The sequence below is a fragment of the Sphingomonas sp. 2SG genome (genome assembly GCF_005503285.1).
GTDB classification, from domain to species: Bacteria; Pseudomonadota; Alphaproteobacteria; order Sphingomonadales; family Sphingomonadaceae; genus Sphingomonas; species Sphingomonas taxi.
In genome coordinates this window covers 1-26,649 of record NZ_SCMZ01000012.1, presented here as the reverse complement: position 1 = coordinate 26,649, position 26,649 = coordinate 1, and the positions used below count along the sequence as shown (strand labels likewise).

30 protein-coding genes and 1 riboswitch are annotated in these 26,649 nt (G+C 64.7%); of the genes, 11 read left to right on the top strand and 19 right to left on the bottom strand.

Going from position 1 to position 26,649, the window contains the following annotated elements; genetic code table 11:
• Window positions 1-59: 59 nt before the first annotated feature.
• The gene (locus FFS23_RS07105; RefSeq protein WP_249340570.1) at window positions 60-461 is read left to right on the top strand and encodes a MerR family transcriptional regulator; all 402 of its coding nucleotides are present in this window, start codon (window positions 60-62) and stop codon (window positions 459-461) included.
• 81 nt (window positions 462-542) lie between these two features.
• Here FFS23_RS07105 and FFS23_RS07100 read toward each other — a convergent pair whose 3' ends face one another.
• The 14 genes from FFS23_RS07100 to FFS23_RS07035 form a co-directional block, all read right to left on the bottom strand.
• Window positions 543-869, bottom strand: a complete 327-nt coding sequence (locus FFS23_RS07100) for a copper-binding protein (RefSeq protein ID WP_137898041.1) — start codon at window positions 867-869, stop codon at window positions 543-545.
• The gene (locus tag FFS23_RS07095) at window positions 866-4,006 is read right to left on the bottom strand and encodes an efflux RND transporter permease subunit (protein ID WP_137898040.1); all 3,141 of its coding nucleotides are present in this window, start codon (window positions 4,004-4,006) and stop codon (window positions 866-868) included. Before FFS23_RS07095 ends, FFS23_RS07100 begins: the two co-directional genes overlap by 4 nt.
• Window positions 4,003-5,472: an efflux RND transporter periplasmic adaptor subunit gene (locus FFS23_RS07090; RefSeq protein ID WP_137898039.1), complete on the bottom strand. Its 1,470-nt coding sequence runs from the start codon at window positions 5,470-5,472 to the stop codon at window positions 4,003-4,005. Before FFS23_RS07090 ends, FFS23_RS07095 begins: the two co-directional genes overlap by 4 nt.
• Window positions 5,469-6,446 (bottom strand): TolC family protein, encoded by a 978-nt coding sequence (locus tag FFS23_RS07085; RefSeq protein WP_502702118.1) that lies wholly within the window; start codon window positions 6,444-6,446, stop codon window positions 5,469-5,471. Before FFS23_RS07085 ends, FFS23_RS07090 begins: the two co-directional genes overlap by 4 nt.
• Before the next feature lie 344 nt (window positions 6,447-6,790).
• Window positions 6,791-7,150, bottom strand: a complete 360-nt coding sequence (locus FFS23_RS07080) for a hypothetical protein (protein ID WP_137898037.1) — start codon at window positions 7,148-7,150, stop codon at window positions 6,791-6,793.
• Between the two features lie 38 nt (window positions 7,151-7,188).
• A complete protein-coding gene (locus FFS23_RS07075) occupies window positions 7,189-7,599 on the bottom strand; it encodes a DUF411 domain-containing protein (RefSeq protein WP_137898089.1) in 411 nt (136 codons plus the stop codon).
• Window positions 7,600-7,693: 94 nt separating this feature from the next.
• Window positions 7,694-8,089 carry a DUF305 domain-containing protein gene (locus FFS23_RS07070; RefSeq protein WP_137898036.1) on the bottom strand — a complete coding sequence of 132 codons (396 nt, stop codon included), beginning with the start codon at window positions 8,087-8,089 and terminating at the stop codon, window positions 7,694-7,696.
• Window positions 8,090-8,167: 78 nt separating this feature from the next.
• Entirely contained in the window at window positions 8,168-8,758 is a 591-nt protein-coding gene (locus tag FFS23_RS07065) for a DUF305 domain-containing protein (protein ID WP_212742926.1), read from the bottom strand.
• Complete coding sequence (locus FFS23_RS07060) at window positions 8,758-9,513, bottom strand: PepSY domain-containing protein (RefSeq protein WP_137898035.1); 756 nt, start codon at window positions 9,511-9,513, stop codon at window positions 8,758-8,760. Before FFS23_RS07060 ends, FFS23_RS07065 begins: the two co-directional genes overlap by 1 nt.
• Window positions 9,504-10,718, bottom strand: a complete 1,215-nt coding sequence (locus FFS23_RS07055) for a copper resistance protein B (RefSeq protein WP_137898034.1) — start codon at window positions 10,716-10,718, stop codon at window positions 9,504-9,506. Before FFS23_RS07055 ends, FFS23_RS07060 begins: the two co-directional genes overlap by 10 nt.
• Window positions 10,715-12,658 (bottom strand): copper resistance system multicopper oxidase, encoded by a 1,944-nt coding sequence (locus FFS23_RS07050; protein ID WP_137898033.1) that lies wholly within the window; start codon window positions 12,656-12,658, stop codon window positions 10,715-10,717. The genes FFS23_RS07055 and FFS23_RS07050 overlap by 4 nt, the downstream gene beginning before the upstream one ends.
• A 44-nt stretch (window positions 12,659-12,702) precedes the next feature.
• The gene (locus tag FFS23_RS07045; protein ID WP_137898032.1) at window positions 12,703-13,296 is read right to left on the bottom strand and encodes an RNA polymerase sigma factor; all 594 of its coding nucleotides are present in this window, start codon (window positions 13,294-13,296) and stop codon (window positions 12,703-12,705) included.
• Window positions 13,293-13,733, bottom strand: coding sequence for a periplasmic heavy metal sensor (locus FFS23_RS07040; RefSeq protein ID WP_137898031.1), 441 nt, complete (start codon window positions 13,731-13,733; stop codon window positions 13,293-13,295). The genes FFS23_RS07045 and FFS23_RS07040 overlap by 4 nt, the downstream gene beginning before the upstream one ends.
• Window positions 13,730-14,005: a hypothetical protein gene (locus tag FFS23_RS07035; RefSeq protein WP_137898030.1), complete on the bottom strand. Its 276-nt coding sequence runs from the start codon at window positions 14,003-14,005 to the stop codon at window positions 13,730-13,732. The genes FFS23_RS07040 and FFS23_RS07035 overlap by 4 nt, the downstream gene beginning before the upstream one ends.
• A gap of 123 nt (window positions 14,006-14,128) precedes the next feature.
• Between FFS23_RS07035 and copC the strand changes: the two genes are divergently transcribed.
• The 6 genes from copC to FFS23_RS07005 all read left to right on the top strand — a co-directional run bounded on the left by copC (window position 14,129) and on the right by FFS23_RS07005 (window position 19,459).
• Window positions 14,129-14,500, top strand: coding sequence for a copper homeostasis periplasmic binding protein CopC (gene copC / locus FFS23_RS07030; protein ID WP_137898029.1), 372 nt, complete (start codon window positions 14,129-14,131; stop codon window positions 14,498-14,500).
• Window position 14,501: 1 nt separating this feature from the next.
• Window positions 14,502-15,431: a copper homeostasis membrane protein CopD gene (copD, locus tag FFS23_RS07025; protein WP_137898028.1), complete on the top strand. Its 930-nt coding sequence runs from the start codon at window positions 14,502-14,504 to the stop codon at window positions 15,429-15,431.
• A gap of 319 nt (window positions 15,432-15,750) precedes the next feature.
• Complete coding sequence (locus FFS23_RS07020) at window positions 15,751-18,033, top strand: heavy metal translocating P-type ATPase (RefSeq protein ID WP_212742924.1); 2,283 nt, start codon at window positions 15,751-15,753, stop codon at window positions 18,031-18,033.
• The gene (locus tag FFS23_RS07015) at window positions 18,030-18,413 is read left to right on the top strand and encodes a MerR family DNA-binding protein (RefSeq protein ID WP_137898026.1); all 384 of its coding nucleotides are present in this window, start codon (window positions 18,030-18,032) and stop codon (window positions 18,411-18,413) included. The genes FFS23_RS07020 and FFS23_RS07015 overlap by 4 nt, the downstream gene beginning before the upstream one ends.
• 417 nt (window positions 18,414-18,830) lie before the next feature.
• Window positions 18,831-19,076 carry an AbrB/MazE/SpoVT family DNA-binding domain-containing protein gene (locus tag FFS23_RS07010; protein WP_055818096.1) on the top strand — a complete coding sequence of 82 codons (246 nt, stop codon included), beginning with the start codon at window positions 18,831-18,833 and terminating at the stop codon, window positions 19,074-19,076.
• Complete coding sequence (locus tag FFS23_RS07005; protein WP_055817303.1) at window positions 19,073-19,459, top strand: type II toxin-antitoxin system VapC family toxin; 387 nt, start codon at window positions 19,073-19,075, stop codon at window positions 19,457-19,459. The genes FFS23_RS07010 and FFS23_RS07005 overlap by 4 nt, the downstream gene beginning before the upstream one ends.
• Before the next feature lie 384 nt (window positions 19,460-19,843).
• Here FFS23_RS07005 and FFS23_RS07000 read toward each other — a convergent pair whose 3' ends face one another.
• The 3 genes from FFS23_RS07000 to FFS23_RS06990 form a co-directional block, all read right to left on the bottom strand.
• Entirely contained in the window at window positions 19,844-20,353 is a 510-nt protein-coding gene (locus tag FFS23_RS07000) for a sulfite exporter TauE/SafE family protein (protein ID WP_200909276.1), read from the bottom strand.
• 216 nt (window positions 20,354-20,569) lie between these two features.
• Window positions 20,570-20,842: a putative PII-like signaling protein gene (locus FFS23_RS06995; RefSeq protein WP_235513449.1), complete on the bottom strand. Its 273-nt coding sequence runs from the start codon at window positions 20,840-20,842 to the stop codon at window positions 20,570-20,572.
• A 124-nt stretch (window positions 20,843-20,966) separates the two neighbouring features.
• Window positions 20,967-22,322 (bottom strand): voltage-gated chloride channel family protein, encoded by a 1,356-nt coding sequence (locus FFS23_RS06990; protein WP_137898025.1) that lies wholly within the window; start codon window positions 22,320-22,322, stop codon window positions 20,967-20,969.
• A gap of 23 nt (window positions 22,323-22,345) precedes the next feature.
• Window positions 22,346-22,422, bottom strand: a riboswitch (Fluoride riboswitch).
• 163 nt (window positions 22,423-22,585) lie between these two features.
• On the opposite strand from FFS23_RS06990, the gene FFS23_RS06985 reads away from it, so the two are divergent.
• The 4 genes from FFS23_RS06985 to FFS23_RS06970 are packed head-to-tail and all read left to right on the top strand — an operon-like array spanning window position 22,586 to window position 25,670.
• A complete protein-coding gene (locus tag FFS23_RS06985) occupies window positions 22,586-22,951 on the top strand; it encodes a DUF305 domain-containing protein (protein ID WP_249340568.1) in 366 nt (121 codons plus the stop codon).
• A gap of 1 nt (window position 22,952) precedes the next feature.
• Window positions 22,953-24,392, top strand: a complete 1,440-nt coding sequence (locus FFS23_RS06980; RefSeq protein WP_055817296.1) for a YncE family protein — start codon at window positions 22,953-22,955, stop codon at window positions 24,390-24,392.
• Window position 24,393: 1 nt separating this feature from the next.
• The gene (locus FFS23_RS06975; RefSeq protein ID WP_137898024.1) at window positions 24,394-24,903 is read left to right on the top strand and encodes an RNA polymerase sigma factor; all 510 of its coding nucleotides are present in this window, start codon (window positions 24,394-24,396) and stop codon (window positions 24,901-24,903) included.
• Window positions 24,900-25,670 (top strand): anti-sigma factor family protein, encoded by a 771-nt coding sequence (locus tag FFS23_RS06970; RefSeq protein WP_055817290.1) that lies wholly within the window; start codon window positions 24,900-24,902, stop codon window positions 25,668-25,670. The genes FFS23_RS06975 and FFS23_RS06970 overlap by 4 nt, the downstream gene beginning before the upstream one ends.
• 51 nt (window positions 25,671-25,721) lie before the next feature.
• Here FFS23_RS06970 and FFS23_RS06965 read toward each other — a convergent pair whose 3' ends face one another.
• The gene (locus tag FFS23_RS06965) at window positions 25,722-26,234 is read right to left on the bottom strand and encodes an MgtC/SapB family protein (protein ID WP_056626649.1); all 513 of its coding nucleotides are present in this window, start codon (window positions 26,232-26,234) and stop codon (window positions 25,722-25,724) included.
• The coding region (locus FFS23_RS06960; RefSeq protein ID WP_502702117.1) for a molybdopterin-binding protein at window positions 26,231-26,649 on the bottom strand (419 nt) is incomplete at its 5' end. The genes FFS23_RS06965 and FFS23_RS06960, both read right to left, overlap by 4 nt.

The following is a 26,649-nucleotide window of genomic DNA, read 5'->3' as shown; positions in this document are numbered from 1 at the left end:
TCGATAGAATCGATCTGGCAGCCTATATGGACCCTCTAGTCGCTAGAGGGTCAAGCACTGTGTCTGAAAAACTGACGATCGGGAAACTGGCCTTGGCGACGGGCACCAAGGTCGAGACAATCCGCTATTACGAACAAATCGGCTTGCTGCCGGCCCCAGCTCGGTCGGCCAGCAATTACCGGACCTATGAGGGTGAGCATCTGCGCCGCCTCTCCTTCATTCGTCGGGCGCGCGATCTCGGCTTCTCCATCGAACAGGTGCGGGAGCTGATGGGGCTCGCCGATCGTCGCGAGCAATCCTGCATGGCCGTGGACGTGATCGCCAACCAACATCGGGATGCAATAACGCGGAAGATTGCCGACCTGACGGCGCTTGCGGCCGAGCTGGACACGCTGATCGACTCCTGTAGCCGCAACACAGTGGCGGACTGCAGGATCCTTGAGGCCTTAGCCCCGCAGTAATTGCCATCGCGCCTCCTAGCGTGATGCGGGCAGCTTCTGTCAGGCAACCACCCGCACCCCGCTTTTGGGGATCGAGACCGGCTATTGCCGCCTAATCGAAGTGACTTCGGCGGTCATACCCCGTGCCTTGGCGGTGAAACCGACCCGCTGCCCCTTTTGAAGATCCTTGAGCAGCGTGGGGGGCGAAGCACGGAAAGTCATGGTCATTGCCGGCCAACCGATTGCCGGGATGGGACCGTGCTTGATGGTTACGGTTCCACCGCGAGGGTCGAGAGCGGTAATCGTGCCTACGCCCTTGCCGACTTTGACGGCCGAAGCGGCCGGCGACGCTGGAGCGGCCAAGGCATTGGTGGCGAGGGGGGTTACGAGCAGGATAAGACCGGCCCGAAGCATAGACGTTACTTTCATGATGTACTCCTTTTGGCGCTAGTGAGACCCCGCTGCCGCAACAGCATGTAGGCAGCAGGCAAGATGAACATGGAGAGGAGAGGGGCTGTGAGCATTCCGCCGATCATCGGCGCCGCGATACGGCTCATCACCTCAGAACCGGCACCGTGTCCGACCAACACGGGAAGCAGGCCGGCGATGATGACGGCAACGGTCATCGCCTTAGGCCGCACCCGCAACAGCGCGCCTTCCCGGATCGCTTCGACTACTTCTTCTCTCGAAGGCGCCGGCCCGCGGTCGGCGAGCGCGTGCTTCAGATAGATCAGCATGATGACGCCGAACTCTGCGGAGACGCCTGCCAAGGCGATGAACCCGACGCCCGTCGCGACCGACTGCGCATAGCCGAGCAGCCAGAGGATCCAGATGCCCCCAACGAGGGCGAAAGGCAGGGTCCCCATGACCAATGCCGCCTCGTCGAGCCGGCCGAAGGTCAGGTAAAGCAGCAGGAAGATAATCGCGAGCGTTGCCGGAACGACCAGCATCAGCCGGCTCTCGGCACGCTGCAGATACTCGAACTGCCCTGAATAGGCGATCGATACGCCGGGGCTGAGCCGCACCCCTTTTGCAACGGCACGCTGCAAGTCCGCGACGGTCGAGGCCAGATCACGGCCGCGGACATCGACATAGACCCATGTCGATGGTCGGCCGTTCTCGGTTTTCAGCATCGGTGGTCCTTCGGCGACCGAAACCGTAGCGACGGTACCGAGCGTGATCTGCTGCCCCGTGGCGGTCACGATCGGAAGCGTGCGCAGCCCGTCCAGGCTGTCTCGCAATTCTCGCGGGTAGCGAACGCTGATGGGATAGCGGGCCAAGCCTTCGACCGTTTCCCCGATCGTCTCGCCCCCGATCGCGCCCGACACGATCTCCTGCACATCGGCAATGTTGAGGCCGTACCGGGCGGCGTTCGCCCGATTGATGTCCACGTCGACATAGCGTCCACCAGTCAAGCGCTCCGCCAAAGCGGAACTGACCCCGGGCACGGTCCTGGCGATCCGCTCGACGTTCGCCGCGATCCGGTCCAGCTCGGCAAGGTCGGCGCCCGAAACCTTCACGCCGATCGGGCTCTTGATCCCGGTCGCGAGCATGTCGATCCGGTTTCGGATGGGCGGCACCCAGACGTTGGTGAGCCCGGGCACACGTACAGTCCGGTCCAGCTCTTCCACGAGCTTCGCCGGCGTCATCCCCGCTCGCCACTGGTCGCGTGGCTTGAACTGGATCGTCGTCTCGAACATCTCGAGCGGCGCGGGGTCTGTCGCGGTTTCGGCGCGCCCGGCCTTCCCGAACACGGTTGCGACCTCCGGCACCGTCTTGATGAGCCGATCAGTCCGTTGCAGCAGGTCAGAGGCACCGGCGGCTGAGAGGCCCGGCAAGGCCGACGGCATGTAAAGCAGGTCGCCCTCATCCATCGAGGGGATGAACTCGCCTCCGAGCCGAGCAAGCGGCCAGGCTGTTGTTGCCAGCACGACGACGGCGACGGCGATCGTCACCCAGGGGCGCGCCATGACCCGATCCAAGGCAGGACGATAGAGGCGGGTCAGTCCACGGTTGATGACATTGTCCTGCTCCGCGGGAATGCGCCCTCGGATCAACCAGCCCATCAGCACCGGAACGAGCGTGACCGACAGAATAGCGGCCGCGGCCATCGCATAACTCTTGGTGAAGGCGAGCGGGGCGAATAGCCGCCCTTCCTGAGCCTCCAACGTGAAGACCGGCACGAAGGAGAGTGTGATGATGACAAGGCTGAAGAACAGTGCGGGCCCAACCTCTGCGGCAGCTTCGGTAATGACCTGCCAGCGCTCCTCACCGACGAGTGCCTGGCCGGCGTTCTCATGCTCCCAATGCTCGATGCGCTTATGCGCGTTCTCGATCATGACGATGGCAGCATCCACCATGGCTCCGATCGCAATCGCGATCCCGCCCAAAGACATGATGTTGGCGTTCACGCCCTGGACCCGCATGACGAGCAAGGCGGCGAGCACACCTAGCGGCAAGGTCACGATCGCGACCAAGGCCGATCGAACGTGCCACAGGAACAGGCCGCAGACGAGCGCGACGACGACGAACTCCTCAAGGAGCTTGCCCGACAGGTTCTCCACCGCGCGATCGATCAGCTGCGAACGGTCGTAGGTGGTGACGATCTGCACGCCGGAAGGAAGGCTTTGCCTCAAGTCCGCCAGCTTGGTTCTAACCGCCTCGATTGTCTCGCGGGCGTTCTTGCCTTGGCGCAAGATGACGACGCCCCCCGCAACCTCTCCGTCTCCGTTCAGATCGGCGATGCCGCGCCGCATCTCCGGCCCGAGCTGTATGGTGGCGACGTCGCCCAACGTCACCGGAACCCCGGCGCCGGCGACCCTGAGGGGGATCGCACGGAAATCGTCAACTGTGCGGAGATAACCCGACGCGCGGACCATATACTCCGCCCCGCCCATCTCGAGCACCGAACCGCCCGCCTCCTGATTGGCACGGCGGATGGCCTCTACGGTCTGAGCGTGGGTGACGCCGAGCGCGGCAAGCCGCGTCGGGTCGAGCAGAACCTGGTACTGCTTCACCATGCCCCCGATGCTGGCGACCTCCGCGACACCAGGAAGGGTCTTCAGCTCGTACCGCAGGAACCAGTCCTGCAACGATCGGAGCTGAGACAGGTCATGGCGGCCGCTGCGGTCCACCAGCGCATATTCGTAGATCCAGCCAACCCCGGTGGCATCGGGGCCGAGCGCGGCTTGCGCCCCTTGTGGCAGCCGACCTTGAACCTGGCTCAGATATTCGAGGACGCGGGAACGTGCCCAATACAGGTCGGTGCCCTCATCGAAGATCACATAGACGTAGCTGTCGCCGAAGAAGGAATAGCCGCGCACGGTCTTGGCGCCGGGCACGGAAAGCATGGTGGTGGTCAGCGGATAGGTGACCTGGTTCTCGACGATCTGCGGGGCTTGGCCCGGCCAGCTCGTCCGGATGATGACCTGGGTGTCCGATAGATCGGGCAAGGCATCGACAGGGGTCGCTCGCATGGCGAAGACGCCGGCAATGGCGAGCGCGAGGGCTGCCAGCACAACAAGGAAGCGATTGGCGACGGACCAGCGAATAATGGTGGCGATCACCGTCCGCCCTCCCGAACGATGCGGCGCAAGGTCGGGCCTTCCGACGGCTGCTCGAAGCCGAACCGGACACGATCGCCTTTCTTGTAGCCGCGTAGCAAGGCGGGATCGGCAACGCGGAAGGTCATCGTCATCGCCGGCCACCCGATCGCCGGCACCGGCTGATGGGACAGCGTGATGGAGCGAGGGTCGATCGCCTCCACACTTCCGAGGGTTTCATAGACTTGACCCGTCGAAGCGGATGGCTGCTTCGGTTGCGGCTTCGCGTCGCCGCTGATTGGCCGCGCATCGAGCCCCGCAAGGCTAGCCTCGGAATCGATCAGGAACTGGCCCGATGCCACGATCTTTTCGCCGTCCGCGAGCCCCGCAAGGATTTCAGTCTTCCCGCCGCCTTCGGTGCCGATCCGGACCTCGGCGGGTCGGAACCGCCCTCCGGGACTGGCGAGCATGACGAGCGTGCGGCGGCCGGTACGGATCACAGCTTCGCTGGGCACGAGCAGTCTGTCGCGTGCGTCCTGACCCAAGGCGACGCTGGCGAACATGCCCGGTCGGAGCCTGCCGCCTTTGTTGGCAAGCTCGATCCGAACGGTCAGCGTGCGGGTCTCGGCCTGCGCCTGGGGTAGGATCGCGGCAACGCGGCCAGCGAAACTTTCGCCGGGAAAGGCCGCAAGCGTGGCGGTTACAGGGACGCCGACGCGCAGCGTACCGGCGCTCGCCTCGGGAACGGCCGCATTCAGCCAGACCGTGCCAAGCCCGTTCACCTCGGCAAGGGTCTGCCCTTGCGCCATGGTCATTCCCTGCCGAACGCTGAGCGTCTTGATGACACCGCCGATCGGCGTGCGGATCGTCGTGCGTCCGCCCGTCGAGCCGGTCATGCCGAGCAGCGTCATGCGTTGGCGAGCGGCACGTAACAGCGCCGCGTCGCCCGTGCGCCGGACGGCTTCGTACTCGGCTTGCGCGCCTGCCCATTCGGGAACGAGGAGGTCGGCAAGCGGAGCCCCCGCAGGCACTACGTCACCAGGCGCGCGCGCATAGACCCGTTGGACGAAGCCGGCGCTGCGCGCCTGAACGACAGCGAGGTTACGCTCGTTGAAGTCGATGCTGCCCGTCACCGTCATCGGATTGGTGAGCGCTCCTCGTTCCGCTGACACGATCCGCGCACCAAGGCGCTGGATACTCGCTGCGTCGATAGTGACACCTGGAGGGGCATTCGCAGCGGAGCCATTATCGGCATATCGGGGGATCATCTTCATCCCCATCGACGAAAGGCCCGGGCCGTCATGATGCTCGGCCGGTATCATGGGGTCATACCAGTAGAGTATCTTGCGCTGGTCGGTCGGCGCCTGCTGCATTGGCGAGCCGGCGGTGTTTCCAAGCCGCGCGATGCCGAAACCAATGCCGCCTGCTACAAGGGCCAGTGCGCCCGCAGCGGTTGCAAGACGGGCGCGGGTCATGGTCGTGCCGCTCATCGGTCGTCGCTCCCGAAGGTGATGGTGAGGCGGACTGCATCGGAAGCGACCTGCGCCTCCCGTTCGAGCGCCGTCAGTTCGGCGTCTGCAAACGCCGCCTTGGCATCAATGACGTCGGTGAGGCTTGCCCGACCGGCCGAGTAGCTGGCCGTCTCTAATTCCGCTCGCTCCCGAGCGAGCGGAAGAAGGACGCGTTGTGCCCGCTGCCACTGGCTGTGGTGCATCTGATGGTCAGCCAGAGCGGCCTCGAGGTCGGCCGCGAGAGTGCGTCGCGTTTCCTCGCGCTGCGCCTCTGCCTGTGCTTCAGCAGATTGCCGCGCCGCTATGCGCGGATTCTGGCGGGACCGTGCGAAGAGCGGCAGGCTCATCGAAACGCCGGCCGATATCATATCTCCATAGCGAGGATCGCGGCGCTGGTACGCCACCTCGGCACCCCAATCCGGGCGCTTCTCCGCTCGTGCTGCGTCCACATCGGCCTGGGCGCGACGAATGCCAGCGTCGGCAGAAATCATGTCGGGATGCTGCTCAAGCGCTACCCGCAGGCGTACCGGGGCCAAGTCGATCGCCGGCACGTCTCCTGCGATCTCGGGAGCCTGTACGCCCGTCCAGCGGGCCAGCATGGCGCGGGCACGCGCAACTGCGGCTACCAGCTCGTCGCGCCGATCCTCCAGACCGGCAATGGCCTGATCGATTCCCAAGCTTTGGGCCGGACGCGCCGTGCCGGACGAAACGGCCGTTCGCGCGGCAGGTGGAAGTGCGCCCAGCGACCGGATGATCGCATCGATCGCTGCCAACCGTCGACCGGCATAGGCAAGGTCGATCCACGCTTGTCCTGCACCCAACCGGATCTGCCGGAGCTTGATCTCCTGGGATGCTTGGGCGGTTACGATCGCCGCCTGGGCTTGCGCCTGCGCGGCGTGGCGCTTGGCCAGGTTGGGTAAGTCCTGCTGAAAGCCGACCCGCCCCATCGTCATGTCGTCACGCGACAGCGAGAAGGCGGGAGGTCCCGAAATTGGATAGTTATCGATCCCGATCGATAATCGGGGATCGGGAAGACTTCCGGCAGCGCCGGCCTCAGCTTGGGCAGCCGTGACTCCCGCGCGCCCTGCGGCTGCCCCGGGGGCGTTTGCGACCGCCCCGCGTATCGCTTGGTCGTAAGTAAGAGATTCTGCGTGTGCGGCACTCGTCGAAAGCGCCGCCACGGCCAGCATCAGGGATGCGCGCATGGCTAAGTCCGTCTGGAGGGAGTGATACGATCACGCGCTCTCGCCCACGCCCCCTTACGGGAACGCGGATGCAAGACCGCGATCGGGTCAACTCAGACGGTGGGCGGTTGCAGTTCCGGCATTAGGTCGCGTCCGGCCAAGGGTGCATCCACAACGCGGTAGGCGACAGGAGGCAGGGGAACGCGTGGTGCCGTCAAAGGGAGGCGGTCCTGGATGGTCATGGGGATCATGCATCCCATCTGAGCGATGCATGCGAGCGTAAGCCCTTTGCAGGGCTGCTCGTGCACGGCCTTCGGCATGCCCTCCATGCCGGCGCAGTCCATGCCGGACGGCATGGCATGGCTCGCTTCCATCATCGGCGCGAGCGCCGGCCCCCCGGCATAGGCAGCCTGCTGACCGAACAGGCCAAGCAACGCTCCCAAGAGGAGAAAGAGGGAAAGATGACCTTTCACACCGATACGGTCGGGCGTGGACGTGCGGGTGTCAACGACTATCCGCCGTGATGGGCAAACACACGCCGGCCACCAGGGCCGAACGCGATCACGTCATACGGCTGCGCTTTCATGCCCGGCACTTCCATGCCGGGTGAACCCATCGGCATCCCAGCCACGGCGAGGCCGCGCACGCCCTTGGAATGCTGCGCAAGCGCTCGCTTCATGTCAGCGATCGGGACATGTCCCTCGAACGCCATGCCGTCGATGATCGCGGTATGGCAGGAGCCGAGATCCGCGGGCACGCCTGTTTTGCGCTGGAGCACATCGCGGTGCGCATCGTCGATAATCTGGACGTTGCGGCCGAACTGCTGGCGCACCTGTGCCGCCCACTTCTCGCAACAGCCACATCCTGGATCGCGATGCATCGCAATACTGTTCGCCGCCAAGGCGGCAGCCGGCATCATCATGGCTGCGGCAGCAAGTGCGCTTCGGATCGACAACTTCATCGCTCGACTCCTCGGTTAAGCCCCGCCCGTTAGGGCGGGGGCTTAGGCAACGGCGTTACTGTGAACGCTTGCCCATCTTGCGCAGCATAGCATTGAGCGTCGCTATTTCGCGGTTCTGACTGGCGATTGTCTTCTGCGCCTCACGCCGGATTTCGGCATTCTGGCTGTGATGAAGCACGGTCTGCGACATGGTCACGGCACCGCGATGGTGCTCGATCATCTTGCGGATCCACGTCTCGCCGGCATCGGCGCCCATCGCCGACATCATCTTCTCGTTCATCTTCATCATGTCCGGCCCATAAGGGTTGGCCGGAGTCGACTGCATCATCTTGGAATGATCCATGCCCTGCATTTGGCTATGGTCCATCCCCGCCATGCCACCCTGCTGCGCGGCAAGGGGGGTGGCGGCGAGCGCTGCGGCAAGAAGGCCGATCGTCGTAATGTTCTTCATGGTCGTGCTCCTAGAACGGCCCCCGCCCAAGGAGAGATACGGCCGGGAGGGTCTTACCCCTTGCGGCCTTGGTTGATTTTAGCGGATCGGCTGGAGGGTGTTCACTCCGACGGTCTCGTCGGTCTCTGGCGGCGGAGGGGGCACCTGCTTGTCACGATAGGAGAGCAGGTCGGGCGCATTCGCCGGCGTTGGGTGTGCCTCGAGGCGGGCGATCGCTCGCATCATCTGTGTGATCTCACGGACCTGAGCGTCGATGATCCCGTCTGCCAGCTTGCGCACCTCAGGGTCTTTGATGTGGGCACGCTCACTCGTCATGATCGCGATCGAGTGGTGCGGGATCATCGCCTTCATGTAGCTCACGTCGTCCACGGTCTCCTGGCTGCGGACAAGCCATAGCGCTAGCGCGAACACCACGATGCTACCGCCGATGATCGCGGCATTCATCCGCTTGTTCTTGTACATCGACCACATGAAGAGGAGCATGATGATCGACATCGTGGCGCCCATCACGAAGGCCATCCAGAACCGTGTCTGGCTGAACTCGATATGCCCGAGAGCATAGACATTCACATACATGAGCCCGAACATGACGACGGTCGAGGTCGCCACCATCGCCGCGAAGCGACCGTAGCCCATTCCCATGTTCATCTTGCCTTGGTGGTCGTCCATCATGCGACTCCCTGTTTGGAAATACGCCCCCCGGCTTTACGGCGCGACCGTCTCGGCCAACGCATGAACAGAAGAATCGCGCCCGACACCGCGAAAACGAGACCGCCTGCGGCAAAAGCGTTGAGCCATGGCGTGTTAAACCGCTCATGCTCGGTCCAGTCCATGATGTGGAGGCCCCAGAAAAAGTCGTAGAGCCGCCACGTTCCTGTCCGGACCGAAGTGAGCCGTCCCGTCTCAGCCGCTACATAGATGCGCGTGGCGTCATCGTCGGCGAAAGTGGCACGCCACGCGGGCAATGACCCCCGATATTCGGTACTGGCGCGTTCAACCCGCTCGAGAGTGGGCGCGGGGACGCCAGCCCCACGATATGCTTTCTGGGCAATCATACCGGCCACCTTGGCGTCCAGTAGTGGAAGCGGCGCAGCGGTGCGGGCGTCCAGCAGGCGGATGTGTCCGTCGACAAGCTGTGCCTCGACGATAGGTCGCCCAAGCAGCATGCGGTGCTGAAGCTGGCGGACCGGCGCTCCTGCCGATGCGAGCAAGGCAGGCAACGGTGCGAAGCCTTGGGTGCTCGACAGCGCCGGCTCGGCGTTCCGTTCGATCCGGTGATCGCCATGGACGGTGTCGATCGGGAGCAGGCTCATCACAAGGCCGCTGGTGAACCAGACGATCGCCTGCGCGCCGATCAGGAGGGCAAGCCAGCGGTGGATCTTGCTAGCTCCAAGGTGGAGGCGAAGCCGGGGGCTCAGAACCACGTCCTCACGCCGGCGACGAAACTGAACCCGCCGGTGTCATCGCCCCGCGCCCTCGTAAAGTGCGCGGTATCGCCGAACTGCCGTTCCCAAGACACACCGATGTAGGGGGCGAACTCACGCGACTTTTCGTAACGGAGGCGCAGCCCGAGCTCGAGGTCGGTGAGCCCCGACCCGATGCCGTCGCGCCGCACGTCCTGGGCTGCAAAATTGGCTTCGACGCGCGGCTGCAGCACGAAGAACTGCGTCACCCGCTCGTCGTACCAAGCCTCGGCTCGGCCTAGGACGTCCCCCTTGTCCGACAGGAACAAAGCGCCCTCGACATCGAACCAATAAGGGGCAAGTCCCTCGATGCCGACCGTAGCATAAGTGCGCGACGGGTTCGGCTTGAAGTCGTAGCGAACGCCCGCCTGGAGATTCCAGTAAGGGTCGAGCGCGCGGCTATAGAGTGCCTGCACTTCTGCCGCTTCGAGCGGTTTGCCGAACGTGCCTTCGCCCTCGCTCTTCAGGGTAAACCGGTTGATATCTCCCCCGATCCACGCTTCGCCATCCCAGCGATAACCGTCGCCGTCCTTGCGCGCCTGATACTCGGCGAGATTGAACAGCACCTGATAGTAGGTCATCCCGCCATGCTCGCGGCGCAGGTTACGGTTGGCCTCGCTCATCGCCGCCTCGCCATAGTAGCGCGACGCGGCAAGCCCGGGGGCAGGGGCAGGCGCGGGAGCATTACCCGGTTTCAGATCTGTGCCGATCGGTGCCGTCATCCCCGGCATCGACGCCATGTCGTGCTGCATTGGCTGGCCGGGTGCCATCTCCATGCCGGGCATCGCCGACATGTCGTGCCCGGCGTGTTCGCCCCCGTTCGTGGCCGGAGCGGGGCTCATGACCATGCCCTGCATGCCCGACATGTCGTGGCCGGCATGCGGGTCGGCCGGCTTGGCACCGCCCATGTCCATGCCCGACATGGCGTGACCAGCATGAGGATCGGCTACGGGAGCGACCGCGCGCTTCGTTGGTGCCTTCCGCTGGGTCGCCTTCTTGGCAGGGGCCTTCCTAGTAGCGGGCTTGGTTTTGGCAGCCGGCTTTTTCGCGGGCATCTTCATCCCGGGCATGCTCATGCCCGGCATCATCGAATGGTCCATCGTCTGGGCCGTCGCGGGCGCGACCACGATGAGCGCGCCGATCCCGGCGAGGAGGAGCGTCTTCATGCTGCTTCTCCCTTCGCGGAACGGACCTGAACGACTTGCATCATGCCCGCGTGCATGTGGTAGAGCATGTGGCAGTGGAACGCCCAATCGCCCTCGTTGGCGGTCACATCCCAACTGACCTTGCCCCCGGGCTGCACCATGACGGTGTGCTTCCTAGGGCTGTACGCGCCGTGGCCCGTCACCAGCTCGAAGAAGTGACCGTGCAGGTGGATGGGGTGGCCCATCATCGTATCGTTGACCAGCGTGACGCGGACGCGCTCGCCGGCAAGGAACGGGATCGGTGCTTTCACCTCGGACAGCTTCTCGCCGTCGAGCGCCCACATGTAGCGCTCCATGTTGCCCGTCAGGTGGATCTGCATCTCGCGCGACGGCGCGCGCAGATCGGGATTACGATCGACCGCGACCAGATCGCGGTAGGTGAGCACGCGATGCCCGACATTCTCCAGCCCCTGACCGGGATCGCCAGTGCGGTCCATCGGCATCGGCGAGATGGTCTGGACACCCGGCCCCTTCTTCACGCCGGGGGCCTTGGAGAAGTCCCGCATGTTCATATCCATGCCGGCCATTCCGCCCATCGCCATGCCGTCGTGTGCGCCTGACGCGCCGGCCATGCCCGGCATCGCAGCCCCGGCCTGGGTGCCGTGATCCATACCCGCCATGCCGGCCATCGCGCCGGCACCCGCACCGGTGGCGCCGTGGCCCATCTGCGAGTGATCCATCGTGGGAGCGGGCGTGCTGGCAGCCGGCATCGATCCATGATCCATCCCGGGCATGGCGCTATGATCCATGCCCTGCATCGATCCGCCGCCCGACATGTCCATGTTCATGTCCATCCCCATGTCCTTCATGGTGGCGACGGGACGTTTGCGGAGCGGAGGAACCTCGGCCGCCATGCCTTCGCGCGGTGCTAGGGTAGCACGCGCCATGCCGGAACGATCGACGCTCTCGCCCACCAGCGTGTAGGCGCGCTCGTCGGTCGGGGTGACGATCACGTCGTAGGTTTCGGCAACGCCGATCTGGAATTCGTCGACCTCGACGGGGCGCACGTTCAAGCCATCGGCCTGAACGATCGCCAGCTTCAGACCTGGGATGCGAACATTGAAGGTCGTCATCGCGGACGCGTTGATGACGCGCAGGCGAACTCGCTCGCCGGGTCGAAAGAGGCCGGTCCAATTGTCCTGTGGGCCATGGCCGTTGACCAGATAGGTATAGGTTGAGCCGGTCACGTCGGCGACGTCGGTCGGGTCCATCCGCATCTTGCCCCATTCGAGGCGATCCTTGAGCGGCTGATCCTCGCCTTTCAGCAAGCCGGCGAGCGTCTGCTGCTGCCGGTTGAAATAGCCCGACTGCTTCTTGAGCTTCATGAAGATGCGATGCGGGTGGAGTTGGCTATGGTCGGACAGCACGATGACGTGCTCACGGTCCGACTGGATCGGATCGGCTCCCTTGGGGTCGATCACGATCGGCCCGTAGAGGCCCATCTGCTCCTGCAGCCCGGAATGGCTGTGATACCAATAGGTCCCCGCCTGAACGATCGGGAACTCGTAGGTGAAGGTCGTGCCCTTATCGATGCCGGGGAAGGCGATGCCGGGTACGCCGTCCATCTGGAACGGCAGGATGAGGCCGTGCCAATGCAAGGAGGTTTGCTCGTCCAGGCCGTTCTCGACGTGAAGGCGCACAGTCTGGCCCTCACGCAGGCGGATCAGCGGGGCGGGGACGGTGCCGTTGATGCCGATGGCGTGGCTCTGCCGCCCGTCGATCGTCATCATCTGATGCGCGACACGCAGCCGGATGTCATCGCCCGACACGGTCGGCAGTGGCTTCACGATGCCGGCGGAAACGGGCTGCGCCCAAGCCGGCATGTACGCCGACAGGGCGACGCCTCCTCCGGCAAGGGTAGCACCGCGCAATAACTGGCGGCGGTCGAGAACGCGCGACATGGTGGCTCCTTGGGGTTGGGCCGCTGTCGGCCCGTCTTATTCCTCTACGCGAACGGGGAGCCTACCCCTTGAGCCGCATTCAACTTTTCGACCAGGCGAGCGCGAGCACGGTACAGGCGTGTCTCGACCGCTTTCTGGCTAACACCCAGCACATCTGCGGTTTCGGCCTGACTCAAGCCCTCGATGGTCCGAAGCACGAGCACCTCCTTGAGGTTCATCGGCAGGGTCGCGATCGCGCGCGTCACTCGGGCCAGTTCCTGCCGGTCCGCCGCAGCGGCGTCGGCCGCGGGTTCTTCGTCGACGACTGCTTCGGCTTGCCCGTCGAGGGGAAGGGCAAAGGATAGAAAACGGCGCACAGTCCGCTTTCTCCCCCAATCGCGGCACTTGTTGATTGCGATCGCCGACAGCCATGCTTTCATCGACCGCTGCGCATCGTAGCGCGACAGGGCCTGGTGAGCGGAGACGAACGTCTCTTGCACGAGGTCGAGTGCCTCGTCCGGCTCACCAGTGCAGGCGCGGGCGAGACGGAAGACCGGTTGCCGGTAGCGCCGCATGATTTCGCCAAAAGCAGCCTGTCGCCCGGCGATGCTTAGTGTCGCCAGCTCGCTATCGGTCAGCGAAGTCCAATCAAGGCTCACCCCTGGCCGTCGGTGAGCGCCTTCACCACCGCGGCATCGAATTGAGGGGTCTGATCGGCACGGAGGAGCTGCCGCATCGCAAAGATGTGCGCGAGCGTCGCCTTCTGCAGCTCGCCCATTGCGGCGTGGCTCTGGTCGACCGCAGCGGCGACACGGGGACCATTGCCGTGCTCGGACTCGATCGCCTCGGCGAGCCGAGCATTGGTGGCGCGCAATTCCAGTTCGAGGGCACGGCGCTGCACCGCGAACCTGTCTTCCAGAACCTTCAACTTTGCCTGCTGATCGCCATTCAGGGCAAGCTTGTGATGCAGCACCTCGTGCAGCGCCGCGCCGGGCTGCTTGGGATGGGGCAACAGCGCACGTCCAACGAACACGCCTCCGACCGCGGCTAGGAAGGCGAGCACAACGCACAGAACAACGCGAGTGGTCGATGTCATGGCTCGCCGATCAGCAATGCGGAAGGCGCGAGCGGCGAGGCTCCTCCGAGTGGCGCAAGCGATGCGACGGAGCTGGCAGTTGCCGGCAGCTCCGCACCGGCCATCCCGATTCCCAGCGCAACCACTGTCATCACGCCGATGCCGAGCCCGGCCCGCCGCGCGACAACCGGCTGCGCGCCGATGCGCGCCAGCACCCGGCTTTCGATGTCATTCAAGGCAAGGGGGACGGGTGCGCCCGCCAGTCTCGCCAGTGCTCTGTCCAGATCGTCCATGCTGTCCACTCTGCCCCTCTACCATCCCTTACGCAGCGCTGCCCATCATCCCTCATACGAGCGTGAGGGGTGGGCGCTGGCGCCGCGTAAAAGGGAATACGAGCCCTCCATTGGAGTAACCTTATGCGTCACGTTGCCCTTCCTGCCGCCCTTGCCCTTCTTGGCCTCGCCAGCACGGCCTACGCCCACCCTAAGCTGGTGTCCGCGTCTCCGACTCCGAACGCGACCGTCGCCAAGCCGGCCCGGGTCGAGATGCACTTCAGCGAGAAACTGATGCCGAAGTTTTCGGGCGCGGATCTGATGATGACCGGACATGGCGGCGCCTCGCACGCACCGATGAAGGTAGCGGCTGCAGCCGGTGTCTCCGGTGACGGTCGCACCCTTGTCGTCACGCCCAAGTCGCCACTCGGCGCGGGCCGGTACAGCGTCGCTTGGCACGTGGTCTCGACCGACACGCACCGGGTCGCGGGCAACTTCGCCTTCGCGGTGAAGTAAGGTGGAAGCCGACTGGCCGCTGATCGCGGTCCGCTTCGCGCTCTATGTGACGCTGAGCGGGCTGTTCGGCCTCTCGGCTTTCAGCCTCTATGGTCTCAAGGCCGGTGAGCGGACGGACGCGATCACCTTGCGCCCCTGGCTGGTCGGAAGCGGCCTGCTCGGCCTGCTGCTCTCTGCCATCGCCCTCGCGCTGCTTGCCGCGGCCATGGCCGGCGTGCCGCCTTGGCCGATCGATCGCGAGGCGATCGGGATGCTGCTCACCGGATCCGCGACCGGCGCGGCGTGGGAGGCACGCATGGTTGCGCTGGTGGTCGCCTCAGTCGTCGCGCTGATCGCGGCAGGACGGGCCGTTCCACTCGGCACGGTTGCACTCGCGGCGGGGATCGCGCTCGCGACACTCGCGTGGACGGGTCATGGCGCGATGGACGAAAACGCGACGGGCTGGGTGCATCTGGTGGCCGACATCCTCCACCTGTTGGCAGCCGGAGCCTGGGTCGGTGCGCTGCTTGGGCTGACGCTGCTCGTCGCGCGCGCGCCAAGTCGGGTCGACGCTACCTATCTCAAACTGACCCATCGCGCGCTGCACGGCTTCGGCATGGTGGGTACAATCGTGGTCGGCACGATCGTCGTGACGGGCCTGGTGAATGGCTGGCTGCTGGTAGGTGCGGGTAATCTGCTGAGCCTTCCGAGCACCCGCTACGGACAGCTCCTTCTAGCCAAGCTCGCGCTGTTCGGCGCAATGCTGGGGCTGGCCTCGCTCAATCGCTTCCGACTGACCCCCGCATTTGAGCGGTCGATCGCCGGGGCCGATCATCGGGGCGCGCTCGGCACGCTGCGGCGCAGCCTTGCGGTCGAGGCGGCCTGCGCCGTCACGATCCTGGCGCTGGTCGCCTGGCTGGGAACCCTCGAGCCGCCCGCATCGGCAATGTGAGAAGCAGGACGAGGGCAATCGGGCTCGGCGACGTATAACCATCACGTACCGTGCGGCGGCAGAATGGGGGACTTGACCCTGACACGGTGTCAGACCCTACATGCTTTCGGGTCGAAGGAGTTTCTCTATGAACGACCCTCATTCCCACGCCCATTCTGCCGGGGGCTGCGGCTGCTCGGGCAAGCAAGACGGCAAACCGGCTACGGTCGAGCGCGAAGCCGGCGCTTCCTGCTGCTCGTCCTCCGGACCTCCGGCTGCTCCGCAAGCTGCCAAAGGAGGTTGCTGCTCGGGGAAGGCGGGCGGAGAACCCTCGGCCACAGTGACCGACCCGGTATGCGGCATGACCGTTGATCCGGCAAAAACAGCGCACCATGCCGAGCATGCCGGCCATGATTATCATTTCTGTAGCGCAGGGTGTCGGACCAAGTTCGTAGCCGACCCAGATGCCTACCTCGGTGCCAAGCCAAAGCCCGAGCCGTTGGCAACGCCGGGGGCGATGTGGACATGTCCCATGCACCCGGAAATTCGCCGGGAAGGGCCGGGGACGTGCCCGATTTGCGGCATGGCCCTCGAACCGGAAGAACCGTCGCTCGACGACGGCCCCAACCCCGAGCTGGTCGATTTCACCCGTCGCCTATGGGTGGCGGGCGCGCTCACCATCCCGCTGCTTATCGTCTCGATGTTCGCCGAAATGTCGGGGATCCACATCGTTGGCCCTGCCGCTTCGCCTTGGATTCAGCTCGCGCTCACTGCACCCATCGTGCTTTGGGCGGGCTGGCCGTTTTTCGAGCGGGGGTGGACGTCGCTTCGCACCCGCCATCTGAATATGTTCACGCTGATCGCGATCGGCGTGGGTGCGGCATTCCTCTACAGCCTGGTCGCGACGCTCGCGCCCGGCATCTTCCCTGCGACGTTCCGGATGCACGGGGGCATGGTCCCGGTCTATTACGAGGCTGCCGGCGTCGTGGTGACGCTGGTGCTGCTCGGACAGGTCCTTGAACTGCGCGCCAGGGCAGCAACGGGGCGCGCGATCCGCGCCCTTATGGACCTCGCTCCCAAGACAGCGCGACGGTTGCGGTCTGACGGCTCAGAGGAAGAAGTCGGACTTGCGGACGTGGCAACTGGAGACCGGCTGCGGGTTCGCCCTGGCGAGGCGATCCCGGTCGACGGCGTGGTGGTCGAGGGTCGCTCCTCGGTCGACGAATCCATGCTTACCGGCGAGCCCGCTCCCGTCCTCAAGGAAGTCGATGCCGCGGTCACCGGGGGAACGGTGAACGGCACGGGCAGCCTCGTCATGGAAGCTCGCGCGGTCGGTTCCGACACCATGCTGGCGCGCATCGTCCGCATGGTCGCGGAAGCTCAGCGGAGCCGTGCCCCGATTCAAGCGGTCGCTGATCGCGTATCGGGCTGGTTCGTACCCTTGGTCGTGCTGATTTCGATCGCGACTTTCGTGGTGTGGTCACTGGTGGGTCCCGAGCCACGGATGGGCCATGCCCTTCTTAATGCGATTGCCGTGCTGGTGATCGCCTGCCCCTGCGCGCTCGGGCTTGCTACGCCGATGTCGATCATGGTCGGCACCGGGCGCGGTGCGCAGGCGGGCGTGCTGGTCAAGAACGCCGAAAGTCTGCAGGCGCTCGACGAGGTCGATACGCTGGTCATCGACAAGACGGGCACGCTTACCGAAGGCAAGCCGACGCTGATCGCGATCGAGGCAACGGGCACGGTCGGGGAAAACGACGTGCTCGCTCTTGCCGCCGCGGTCGAAGGCCAGTCCGAGCATCCGCTCGCCCATGCGATCGTCGTCGCTGCCAAGGAACGCGGATTGCAACTCGGCACGATTGCCGACTTCGCCTCGCAGACGGGCATGGGTGTCAGTGCCACGGTGAGCGGCCGGTCGGTGGTGATCGGCAACGCCGCACAGATGAACAGGATCGGCGCCGATCCCAAGCCACTCGACGCTGCGGCGGATCGCCATCGAAGCGAAGGAGCCGGCGTCATCCTGATCGCCGTCGATGGCGCGCTCGCCGGCCTGCTTGCGGTTGCCGACCCGGTTCGGGCATCGGCACGCGATGCCATCGCGGCTCTCCGTAAGGAGGGGCTGCGGGTCATCATGCTGACGGGCGACAATCGCGGGACGGCCGATGCGGTTGCGCGCGCCGTGGGCGGTCTGGACGATGTGCATGCCGATCTGCGGCCGGAAGATAAGGCGCGCATCATCGGCGAGCTTAAAGCGGGTGGTGCCAAGGTCGCGATGGCGGGCGACGGCATCAACGACGCCCCGGCGCTGGCCGCTGCCGACGTCGGGCTCGCGATGGGCACTGGGACGGACGTGGCCATCGAAAGTGCTGGCATGACGCTTACGCGAGGCGACCTTTCGGCGATCGTGCGCGCCCGCAAGCTCGCCCGTGCCACGATGCGAAATATCCGGCAGAACCTGTTCTTCTCGTTTCTGTTCAACGGGGTCGGCGTCCCGGTCGCGGCCGGTGTGCTCTACCCCGTTGCCGGCCTCCTGCTGTCGCCGATGCTGGCCGGCGCGGCGATGGCACTCTCGTCGTTCACCGTTGTCCTCAACGCGTTGCGTCTAAACGCGGTGAAATTGTGAACATCGGGGCGGCATCGGAGGCCAGCGGCGTCTCGCAACGCATGATCCGTCACTACGAGAAGATCGACCTCGTGCCCGCGCCGCCCCGGCGCGGGAGCTACCGGGACTATTCGGACCCGGACGTTCACCGTCTGCGATTTATAGCGAACGCGCGTGATCTGGGCTTTCCGATCGAGGAGATCCGCACGCTACTCGGCTTGTGGTCGGATCGGGATCGGTCGAGCGCCGAGGTGAAGGCGCTGGCGAAAGCGCGGGCTGCCGAGCTGGGCCGCAAGGCACGGGCCTTGGAAGCTATGCAATCGGCGCTGATCGACTTGGTTGAGCGCTGCCACGGCGATGATCGTCCCGATTGCCCGATCATACGTCGAATGGAAGAATAAGGCCGAAATTCAGGAGTTGCGTTGGGTCAGGGCAAATGCGGTGCTTGCCCAAAGTTCCGGTCGCTCGTTCGGCCGCCACTGCGCCTTGTTAGCCCTGTTCGCAGCTTCACGGTGCCGTTTGATTGGGTGCCGTATGGTCCTCTTTGTTTAAGACCTCAGGAGGACCAGGCGGGCAGATTAATCAAGATTTTTTTCGTTGTTCTTAGACGTAAAACGAACCAGGAAAGTGAGGTGCCCTGAGGGTATACGTTAAAAGCACCGGAGATTATGCACGTGGGGCAGCTTCACGTCGATGAGCCATAATCCAAACGGTGTGGTACAAACGAGGCTCGCTGGCATACCGTGGGGACGGTTGCTGCTAAGCCGGGATATCCCTAGAAGATGATGACGATGCTGATCAGAGGTACAGAGGCCGTCATGACGCTACAGATCAACATAACGCCAAACGGGCGCATGAGCCTGCCCGCTGACGTTCGCAAGCGGTTGGGCCTGACGGGTGGCGGTGCGGTATATCTCGACGAAACCGAAGATGGCGTTGTTCTGCGAACCGCCAGCCAAGCGGTGGCAAGGGCGCAGGCGCTGGCCGAGCAATATACCGGCGGTAATCCCGACGCCTCTGTTGACGCATTCCTCAATCGGCGTCGCGAAGATAGCGGCGAATGAGCGTGGTTCTCGACGCCTCGGCTCTCATCGCAATGATCAAGGGTGAAAAGGGATCTACCAAGGTTGCAGCCGGTATCGCCGGTGCGCGAGTGAGCAGCGTGAACTACGCTGAGGTGGTGACCCACTTCATTCATACCGGAATGCCCGAGCGAGAAGTTGATGCCATGCTTGATCCGCTGCCACTGACGGTAGTGCCGGCCGACAAGGCCTTGGCGAAAATCGCCGGGCGGCTGCGCGCCGCGACGGCCGAGGCGGGCCTTAGCCTTGGAGATCGCTTTTGTCTGGCTCTAGCCCGACGGGATGGATTGCCCGCTTGGACAAGCGACCAGAACTGGAAGAAGATCGCGGATGCAGTCGAGGTCAAGGTCGTGACGATCCGCTAGAACTTGGCGGGAAGGGCAGGGGGCAACCACCTGTCGATCCTCTGGAAGCGGAAGGTCTGCATCCTGGTGGAAAACCGCCTGTCCGCTGTTGGGCGGCGTTTCGGCGAAAGCTGCCGGGCGACTTCCGACCCATAGTAAGTCATTCAGGACAACTTTTCTGCTCCCTGAAAGCCGCCGTCCGGCCGCGCGGTTGGCTGCGGCTCAGCTGAACGAGCCGGGCACCGGCTCCTGCGTAGCGACACCGTTAACGCACAGGTTAGCGTGTCGCAGATGTGCGTTGAAAGTCGCGTAATTCCGCGACTGACATTCGCGACAGCTACGCCGTCAGCCGACCACGCTTGAGCTGGTGTAGCGAAACTCAGGATATTCGCGACAATCCTCCCACTAACCCATGACGATCATCTCGGTCGCGATCAGCGCGAGCAGGACCATGACGAGCTGGCGGAAGCGCTCAACGGGCAGACGCTTGATGAGCAAGCACCCCGCCCAGGTGCCAACGATCATCGCCAGCCCCATCGCGATCGCCAGCGGCCAGAAGGTTGGTCCAAGGTCGATCGTCGCGCCGTAAACAATTGTCTTGGAACTGTGCATCACGATCGAGGCGACCGCGTCACTCGCGACATAGGCAAGCGGTGGCAAACCGAGGCTCAGGAACACCGCTGCGCCGAGCGGCCCGGCGCTCCCGACTAGCCCGGACAACAGGCCGGTCACACCGCCCCCGATCACCAGCACGCGGCGCGAGGGTTTAAACGCGATCATGCCCGTGGCCTTCAGGATGACGAACAGCAGGATCGCCACGCCCACGATCCGCGCAACGAGCGCCGTCGGTAGCGACGCGAACGACAATGCGCCCAGCATCGAGAACGGTATGGCAGCGGAGAGGAACAGCAACACGGGCCGCCAACGGATTGGCGCCAGCCCAGCCCATCCCGGCCGGCGCACCGTTGCCGATGATCTGGACGATCGTCAGCAGCGTCACCGCTTCGGTCACGCCGACGACTTAAATCAGCAGCGGCAGCAACAGCAGTGCCCCGCCAAACCCGGCCGAACCCGAGATTGCAGCAGCCGCAAATGCACCGACGATCAGCAGCCCATATTCGATCATTGGTGTCATCGGTCGAACCGCGGCATGACCGACCAGTGTTCCAGCTGCTTGTAGACGATCACCTTGTCGCCGAGCAGGTCGCCATGTCGCCGGCAGAACCGGTCGAGCTGGTCGCGTTCGCCGACGAGTTCGACGCAGATCGTCAGATGGGGATCGGCCGCCTCCGATCCGTTCTCGCGGATCTGGCCGTGGTTGCTGAACCCATAGTGCGTGTGTTGCGCGACGGCATTGATGATGCCGTCTGGATTAGCTCGCGATAGAGCGGCTTGGCAGCCCACAGCGTACGCAGGCTGCGCTCACCAATTCGGTCGGACGGTTTCATGTAGATACGCAGCATGCCGATTTCGCGATGCTGGACGGTGAAACGATTGGGCATGGACAAACCCTCGATTGGTGGGGGGATCAGGAGCGTGGGCTTCGCGAGGCGCGGTGTGCCCGCGCCTCGCGAAGCGTCGCGTTCGGGGTGAGGCCGGTCGCCGGCACCTTCGGCACCGCGACGCGCTGCGACAGGTAGATGCCGTTATGACCGGAGCAGAGGTAGGCGACGAAGCAGGCCACCGCGATCGGCACCGCATAGGCAGCGCCGAACAGTTCGATGCCCATGAAGGTGCAGGCGAGCGGGGTGTTGGCCGCGCCCGCGAACAGCGCGACGAAGCCGAGCGCGGCGAATACGCTGGTGGGCACGCCGAACATGGGGGCGAGTGCGTTGCCGAGCGCCGCGCCGATGAAGAACAGCGGTGTCACCTCGCCACCCTTGAAGCCGGCGCTGAGCGTGACGACGGTGAACAGCAGCTTGATCGCCCAGCTCCACGGATGCGTGTCCGGTCCGAAGAAGCTGGCGATGGTGAGGCTGTCGGGCGTCGCTGCCAACGTGCCGAGTCCGAGATAGTCGCGCGTTCCGAACAGGTAGACGAGCGCGATGACCGCGATGCCGCCAATGGCGGGGCGTAACGGGCCATAGGAGACGATGCGCTTGAGCCACCCGCCGAGCGTGTGATTGGCTTCGGCGAAGGCGAGACCGACCAGCCCGAACGCAACCCCGGCGACGCCCGCCTTGGTGACGAGCAGCGCATCGACCGGCACCAGCGCATCGATCCGGTAGACGCCGTGATGGATGCCCCAGGCAAGGCACGTCCAGTCGCCGACCAGTGCCGCGACCAGGCACGGCACCAGCGCGCGATATTCGACACGCCCGATCGCCAACACCTCCAGTGCGAACACCGCCCCTGCGATGGGCGTGCCGAACACCGCGCCGAACCCGGCCGCAATGCCCCCCATCAGCAGGATGCGGGTGCCGTCAGCATCGAGCTTGAGCGCGCGACCGAAACCGCTGGCGAGACTGCCGCCCAACTGGACGGCGGTGCCTTCGCGCCCGGCCGAACCGCCAAACAGATGGGTCACCACCGTGCCGAAGAAGATCAGCGGTGCCATCCGCAGTGGCACCCCCCCGCCCGGTTCGTGGATCTGCTCGACAATAAGGTTGTTGCCGCCCTCCACCGAGCGGCCGGTCAGATGGTAAAGCAGTCCGACCACGAACCCGCCGATCGGCAGCAGGTAGAGCAGCCAGGGAAAGGCAAAGCGAAGCCAGGTCACGGCATCGAGGCTCCACAAGAAAGCCGCGCAGAGCGTTCCCACCATTGCGGCCATCGGGACCAGGATCAAGGCCCATCGCAGCACCGACATGGCATGGGTGCGGCGATCGCGAATGAACGCTGCCATGTTGAACTGGTCGTAGAGATTGCGAAATGTCGCGCGCACGATTCCTCCTTGCTGCCTTGCGGCGCCTGGTAGGAATCATCGACCCTTGCGAGGGCGGTTCGGCCGAATGGCCCGGCGGAAATCCATCGCCGTGCCGAGCATATGCTGTCCGACGGCGACCTGGTCAACCATCGGCAGGGTCACGATGAGACCATTGTTTTGCTGAGGATCAATAATTGGCTCAACCATGGAATAAATCTCGACGGGCGTCGTCTACGCTTTCGAGACTGATGCGCCGGAGGCTTATGCGTAGACGAAATTGGATGCTGGGTCTGACTGCTTCGGCCATGCTCACCGGCGCAGCCGCGGCCGCCCCCGCCGATGGCTACGCCAGCATGGTATCTGCCGCGATGGACCGGATGATGGCGGGCATGATGGTCAAGCCGTCCGGCGACGTCGACCGCGACTTCGTCGCAATGATGCTTCCGCATCACCAGGGCGCCATTGATATGGCGGTGGCAGAGCTGCGCTACGGTCATAAAGAGCAGCTCAAGCGCATTGCGCAGGAGATCATCATCGATCAGCAGCAGGAGATCGCCGCCATGAAGTTGGCGATTGGTCAGCCGCTACCCCCTTCGACGCCAGCCCCGACGCAGGGCGGCGACTACCACAGCCATATGGAGCACTGACATGATCCGGACCTTCCTGCGCTCGGCCGCCTTGCTGATGAGCGCCGCACCGGGCATTGCCATGGCCCAGCAGGCGCCGTGGAACGCCAAGGACGTGCCTGTCAGCCACCGCGACCGCGTCTATGCATCCGAACAATTCTCCAACACGGTGTCGGTGACGGACCCGGCCGACAACAGGTTGCTCGGCGTCATCAAGCTCGGCGATCCGCAGCCGATGAATTTTTCCCCGCTCTACAAGGGGCAGGTGCTGGTTCACGGCCTCGGCTTCTCGCCGGACGGGAAAACACTGGCGGTCGTGTCGATCGGATCCAACGCCGTGTCGTGGATCGACACCGCCACCAACACCGTCAAGCACACGACCTATGTCGGGCGCAGCCCGCATGAGGCGTTCTTCACGCCGGACGGCAAGGAGGTGTGGGTTACGGTACGCGGCGAGGATTACATCGCCGTGCTCGACCCCAAGACGTACAAGGAGACCGGTCGCATCAAGACGCCCGGTGGTCCGGGCATGACGATCTTCTCTCCCGATGGCCGATACGGCTATGTCTGTTCCTCGTTCAATCCGGTGCTGGCCGTGTTCGATGTCTCGACCCACGCGCAGGTCGGACAGGTGGCGCAGCCGAGTCCGTTCTGTCCCAACATCGCCGCGACGCCGGACGGCAAGCAGGTGTGGTTCACGCTGAAGGACATCGGCAAGACGGTCGCATTCGATGCCAAGCCGCCTTTCGCGATCCTCAAGGTGCTGGATACCGGACCGATCACCAATCACGTCAACTTCGCCCGCACGGTCAGGGGACAGTTCGCCTATGTCACGGTAGGCGGGGAAAACGCGGTGAAGGTGTTCCGCACGTCCGACTTCGCGCTTGTCGCCACCATCCCGGTCGGCAAGATGCCGCACGGTGTCTGGCCATCGGGCGACGGCCGGCGCATCTATGTCGGGCTGGAGAATGCTGATGAACTTGCCGCGATCGACACCGCCGGCAACAAGGTCGTTGCCACCGTGCCGGTCGGACAGGCACCGCAGGCGATCGCCTATGTGCCGAACGCTATTCCGACAGGCCTCGGCACCGACAATCTTCAACCGCTCGGTACGGCAGGCAAGGCGGTGCATCTGAACATGGGGCCGGTTCGCGGCAATGGTGCTGCAAGCAGCATTACCCTCTTCGACCAGGGCATCATTCAGGTCGTGCAGAGTGCCGTTACCGGTTTGCAGCCCAAGAAGCCTTACATGCTCGTGCTCACCGCCAACGCGGACGGCAGCGGTGCGGTAGAGCCGCTTGCGAACTTCATGAGCAATCCGGCAGGTGCGGCGATCGTCAACGCGTCGGGTCCGATCCGGCAGATCGTTCAAGGCAGCACCGCGGCACCCCGGCGTTTTCTGGCGGTCGCCGAGGTGGTGAACGGCGCTCCGGGCCGCATCGTGCAGGTGCAGCGCGACTGAGATGGACCCGCTTGCCGCCGCGATCGAGCCACTGATCCCCGGTCTGCGCCGCTATGCCCGGTCGTGGTTGCGCGATCCGGCGATGGCGGATGACGTGGTGCAGGATTGCCTTGAGCGCGCGGTCGGGCGCTGGCGCCAGCGACGGGGTGCGGAGGTTCGCCCATGGGTCTACGCGATCCTGCACAATCTGTTGGTCGACCATCAGCGGCAGCACAGTCGGCGAGGTACGGCGGTTCCGCTCCACCTCGTCGACGACGCTGCGCTCGGCCGCCCGGCCGATCAGGACGTAGGCCTGCACCACCGAGACCTGTTGCGCGCACTTGATGCGTTGCCCGAGGAGCAGCGGACGGTGCTGCTCCTCATTTCCGTCGAAGGTCTGTCATATGGGGAAGTCGCTGCCGTCGTCGGCGTGCCGCTGGGAACGGTGATGTCGCGCATATCGCGGGCGCGCGACCGTCTGGCGACGCTCCTCCGCGAGGCTGAACGGCCACGATTAAGGAGTATTCGATGACCAGCCCGATCGGAGAGGACGATCTGGCCGCGTGGATCGATGGAAGGCTGTCGCCCGAGCGGCAGCGTCTGGTCGACGCTTACCTTGAAGGCCAGCCGGACGTGCATGCCCGTTTGCGGGAGCAGGCGGAGCAGGCGCGAGCCCTTGCGTCCCTGTTCGCTCCCATCGCGGAGGAACCGATCCCGGCGACGATGCGCGTCGCAGCCATCAGGGGACGGCAACGCCAACCGCCTTGGCAACTCGCCATCGCCGCGTCGCTTCTGCTGGCGGTCGGATTTGGCGGTGGTTGGTCGAGCGCGCGGTGGAGCGGCGAACCCCACGCGGGCATCGCGGCGCTGGCCAATGAGGCGAGCGACAATTTCCGTGTCTATGCCGCCGACCGGATTCGACCGGCGGAAATCGGCCCCGACCAGCGCGCCATGCTGATCCGATGGACCTCCAGCCGATTGGGTGAGCGCGTGACCATCCCGGACCTCAGCACAGCGGGTTACCGCTATGGCGGGGGGCGATTGGTCGCGACGCCCCACGGCCCTGCAGCGCTGCTCCTCTATGATGGACCGCAAGCGTCGAAGCTTGCGGTGCTGACGAGGCCCATGCAAATCGACAAGAGCGCAAGCATGACCAGCACGTCCAGCGGGACCATGGGCCGGGTCACATGGGCGGTCGACGGGATCGGCTATAGTGTGGTGGGGGAGCGCCCCGCTGCCGAGCTGCATCCGATCGCCAACGAGGTCCAGCGCCAGGCCGATGCGGCGCTTGTGTCCTGATAGCACCTGGCCAGTTCTCAGCGCCGACAGGCACTGGGCGGACCAGCGGGATCACGGCTTGCGCGCGGCATCGTTCCGGTCGGCCTCTGCCGGAGTCAGCCTGGCCCGTTCGCGAATGCGACGTTCGAGTGGAGCGCCGACGAACAGTACGAGCATCGCAAGGCTCAACCCGCCGATGATGAGCGGCCACACCGCCAACCCTGCTGCCGCGCCGATCGTGGCTGTTACCCAGATGCATGCGGCAGTCGCCAATCCATGCACTTCCTGACCCTGGCCGACCCGCAGCACAGCGCCGGCACCGATGAAGCCGACGCCGGACAGAATGCCCTGCATCGCCCGTCCTGCGGCATCGGCGTTCACATTCGGCAAGCCACTGTGTACGATCGCCTGCACGGCGATGCAGCTCGCCAGACCGACGAGGCCCAGCGTCCGCAAGCCCATGATCTGCCGGTTCTCGCGCGAGCGTTCCCAGCCGAGCACCATCCCAGCCGCGGTCGCCACCACCAGCCGCCCGATCGCATCGATCCAAAAGCCGAGATCCGGTGCCGCTGACGCTTCGATCATTCGACCAGCACGTGCACATGATGCCAGGCGGTGCACAGATAGCCAGCGAAGTTCCACATCGTATCCGGCCGCTCGGGCTGACCCTGTCCAGTGTCGTCGAAGGCGCGCACGACAAGGTGCTGGCGCCCCTTGTCGAGCGTGGCGTCGAGGGTCCAGCGCCGCCAACCCCAGTGCGCCTCCGGATCATCGGTGAACGTCGCCTGTTGCCAGTCGCGACCACCGTTTACCGACACTTCGACCCGAGAGACGCGGCGATCATAGGCGATGGCATAGCCCTCGATCCGCACCTCCCCGGCCGGCAAGCTTTCGCCAGAGCCGGGCACGCAGATCGCGGCGTTGAGCGGCATGGCATTGATGGTCAGACCCTGGCTCCAGTCGACGGTGTCGCTCGTCACATCGGCAGGAAAGAGCTTGT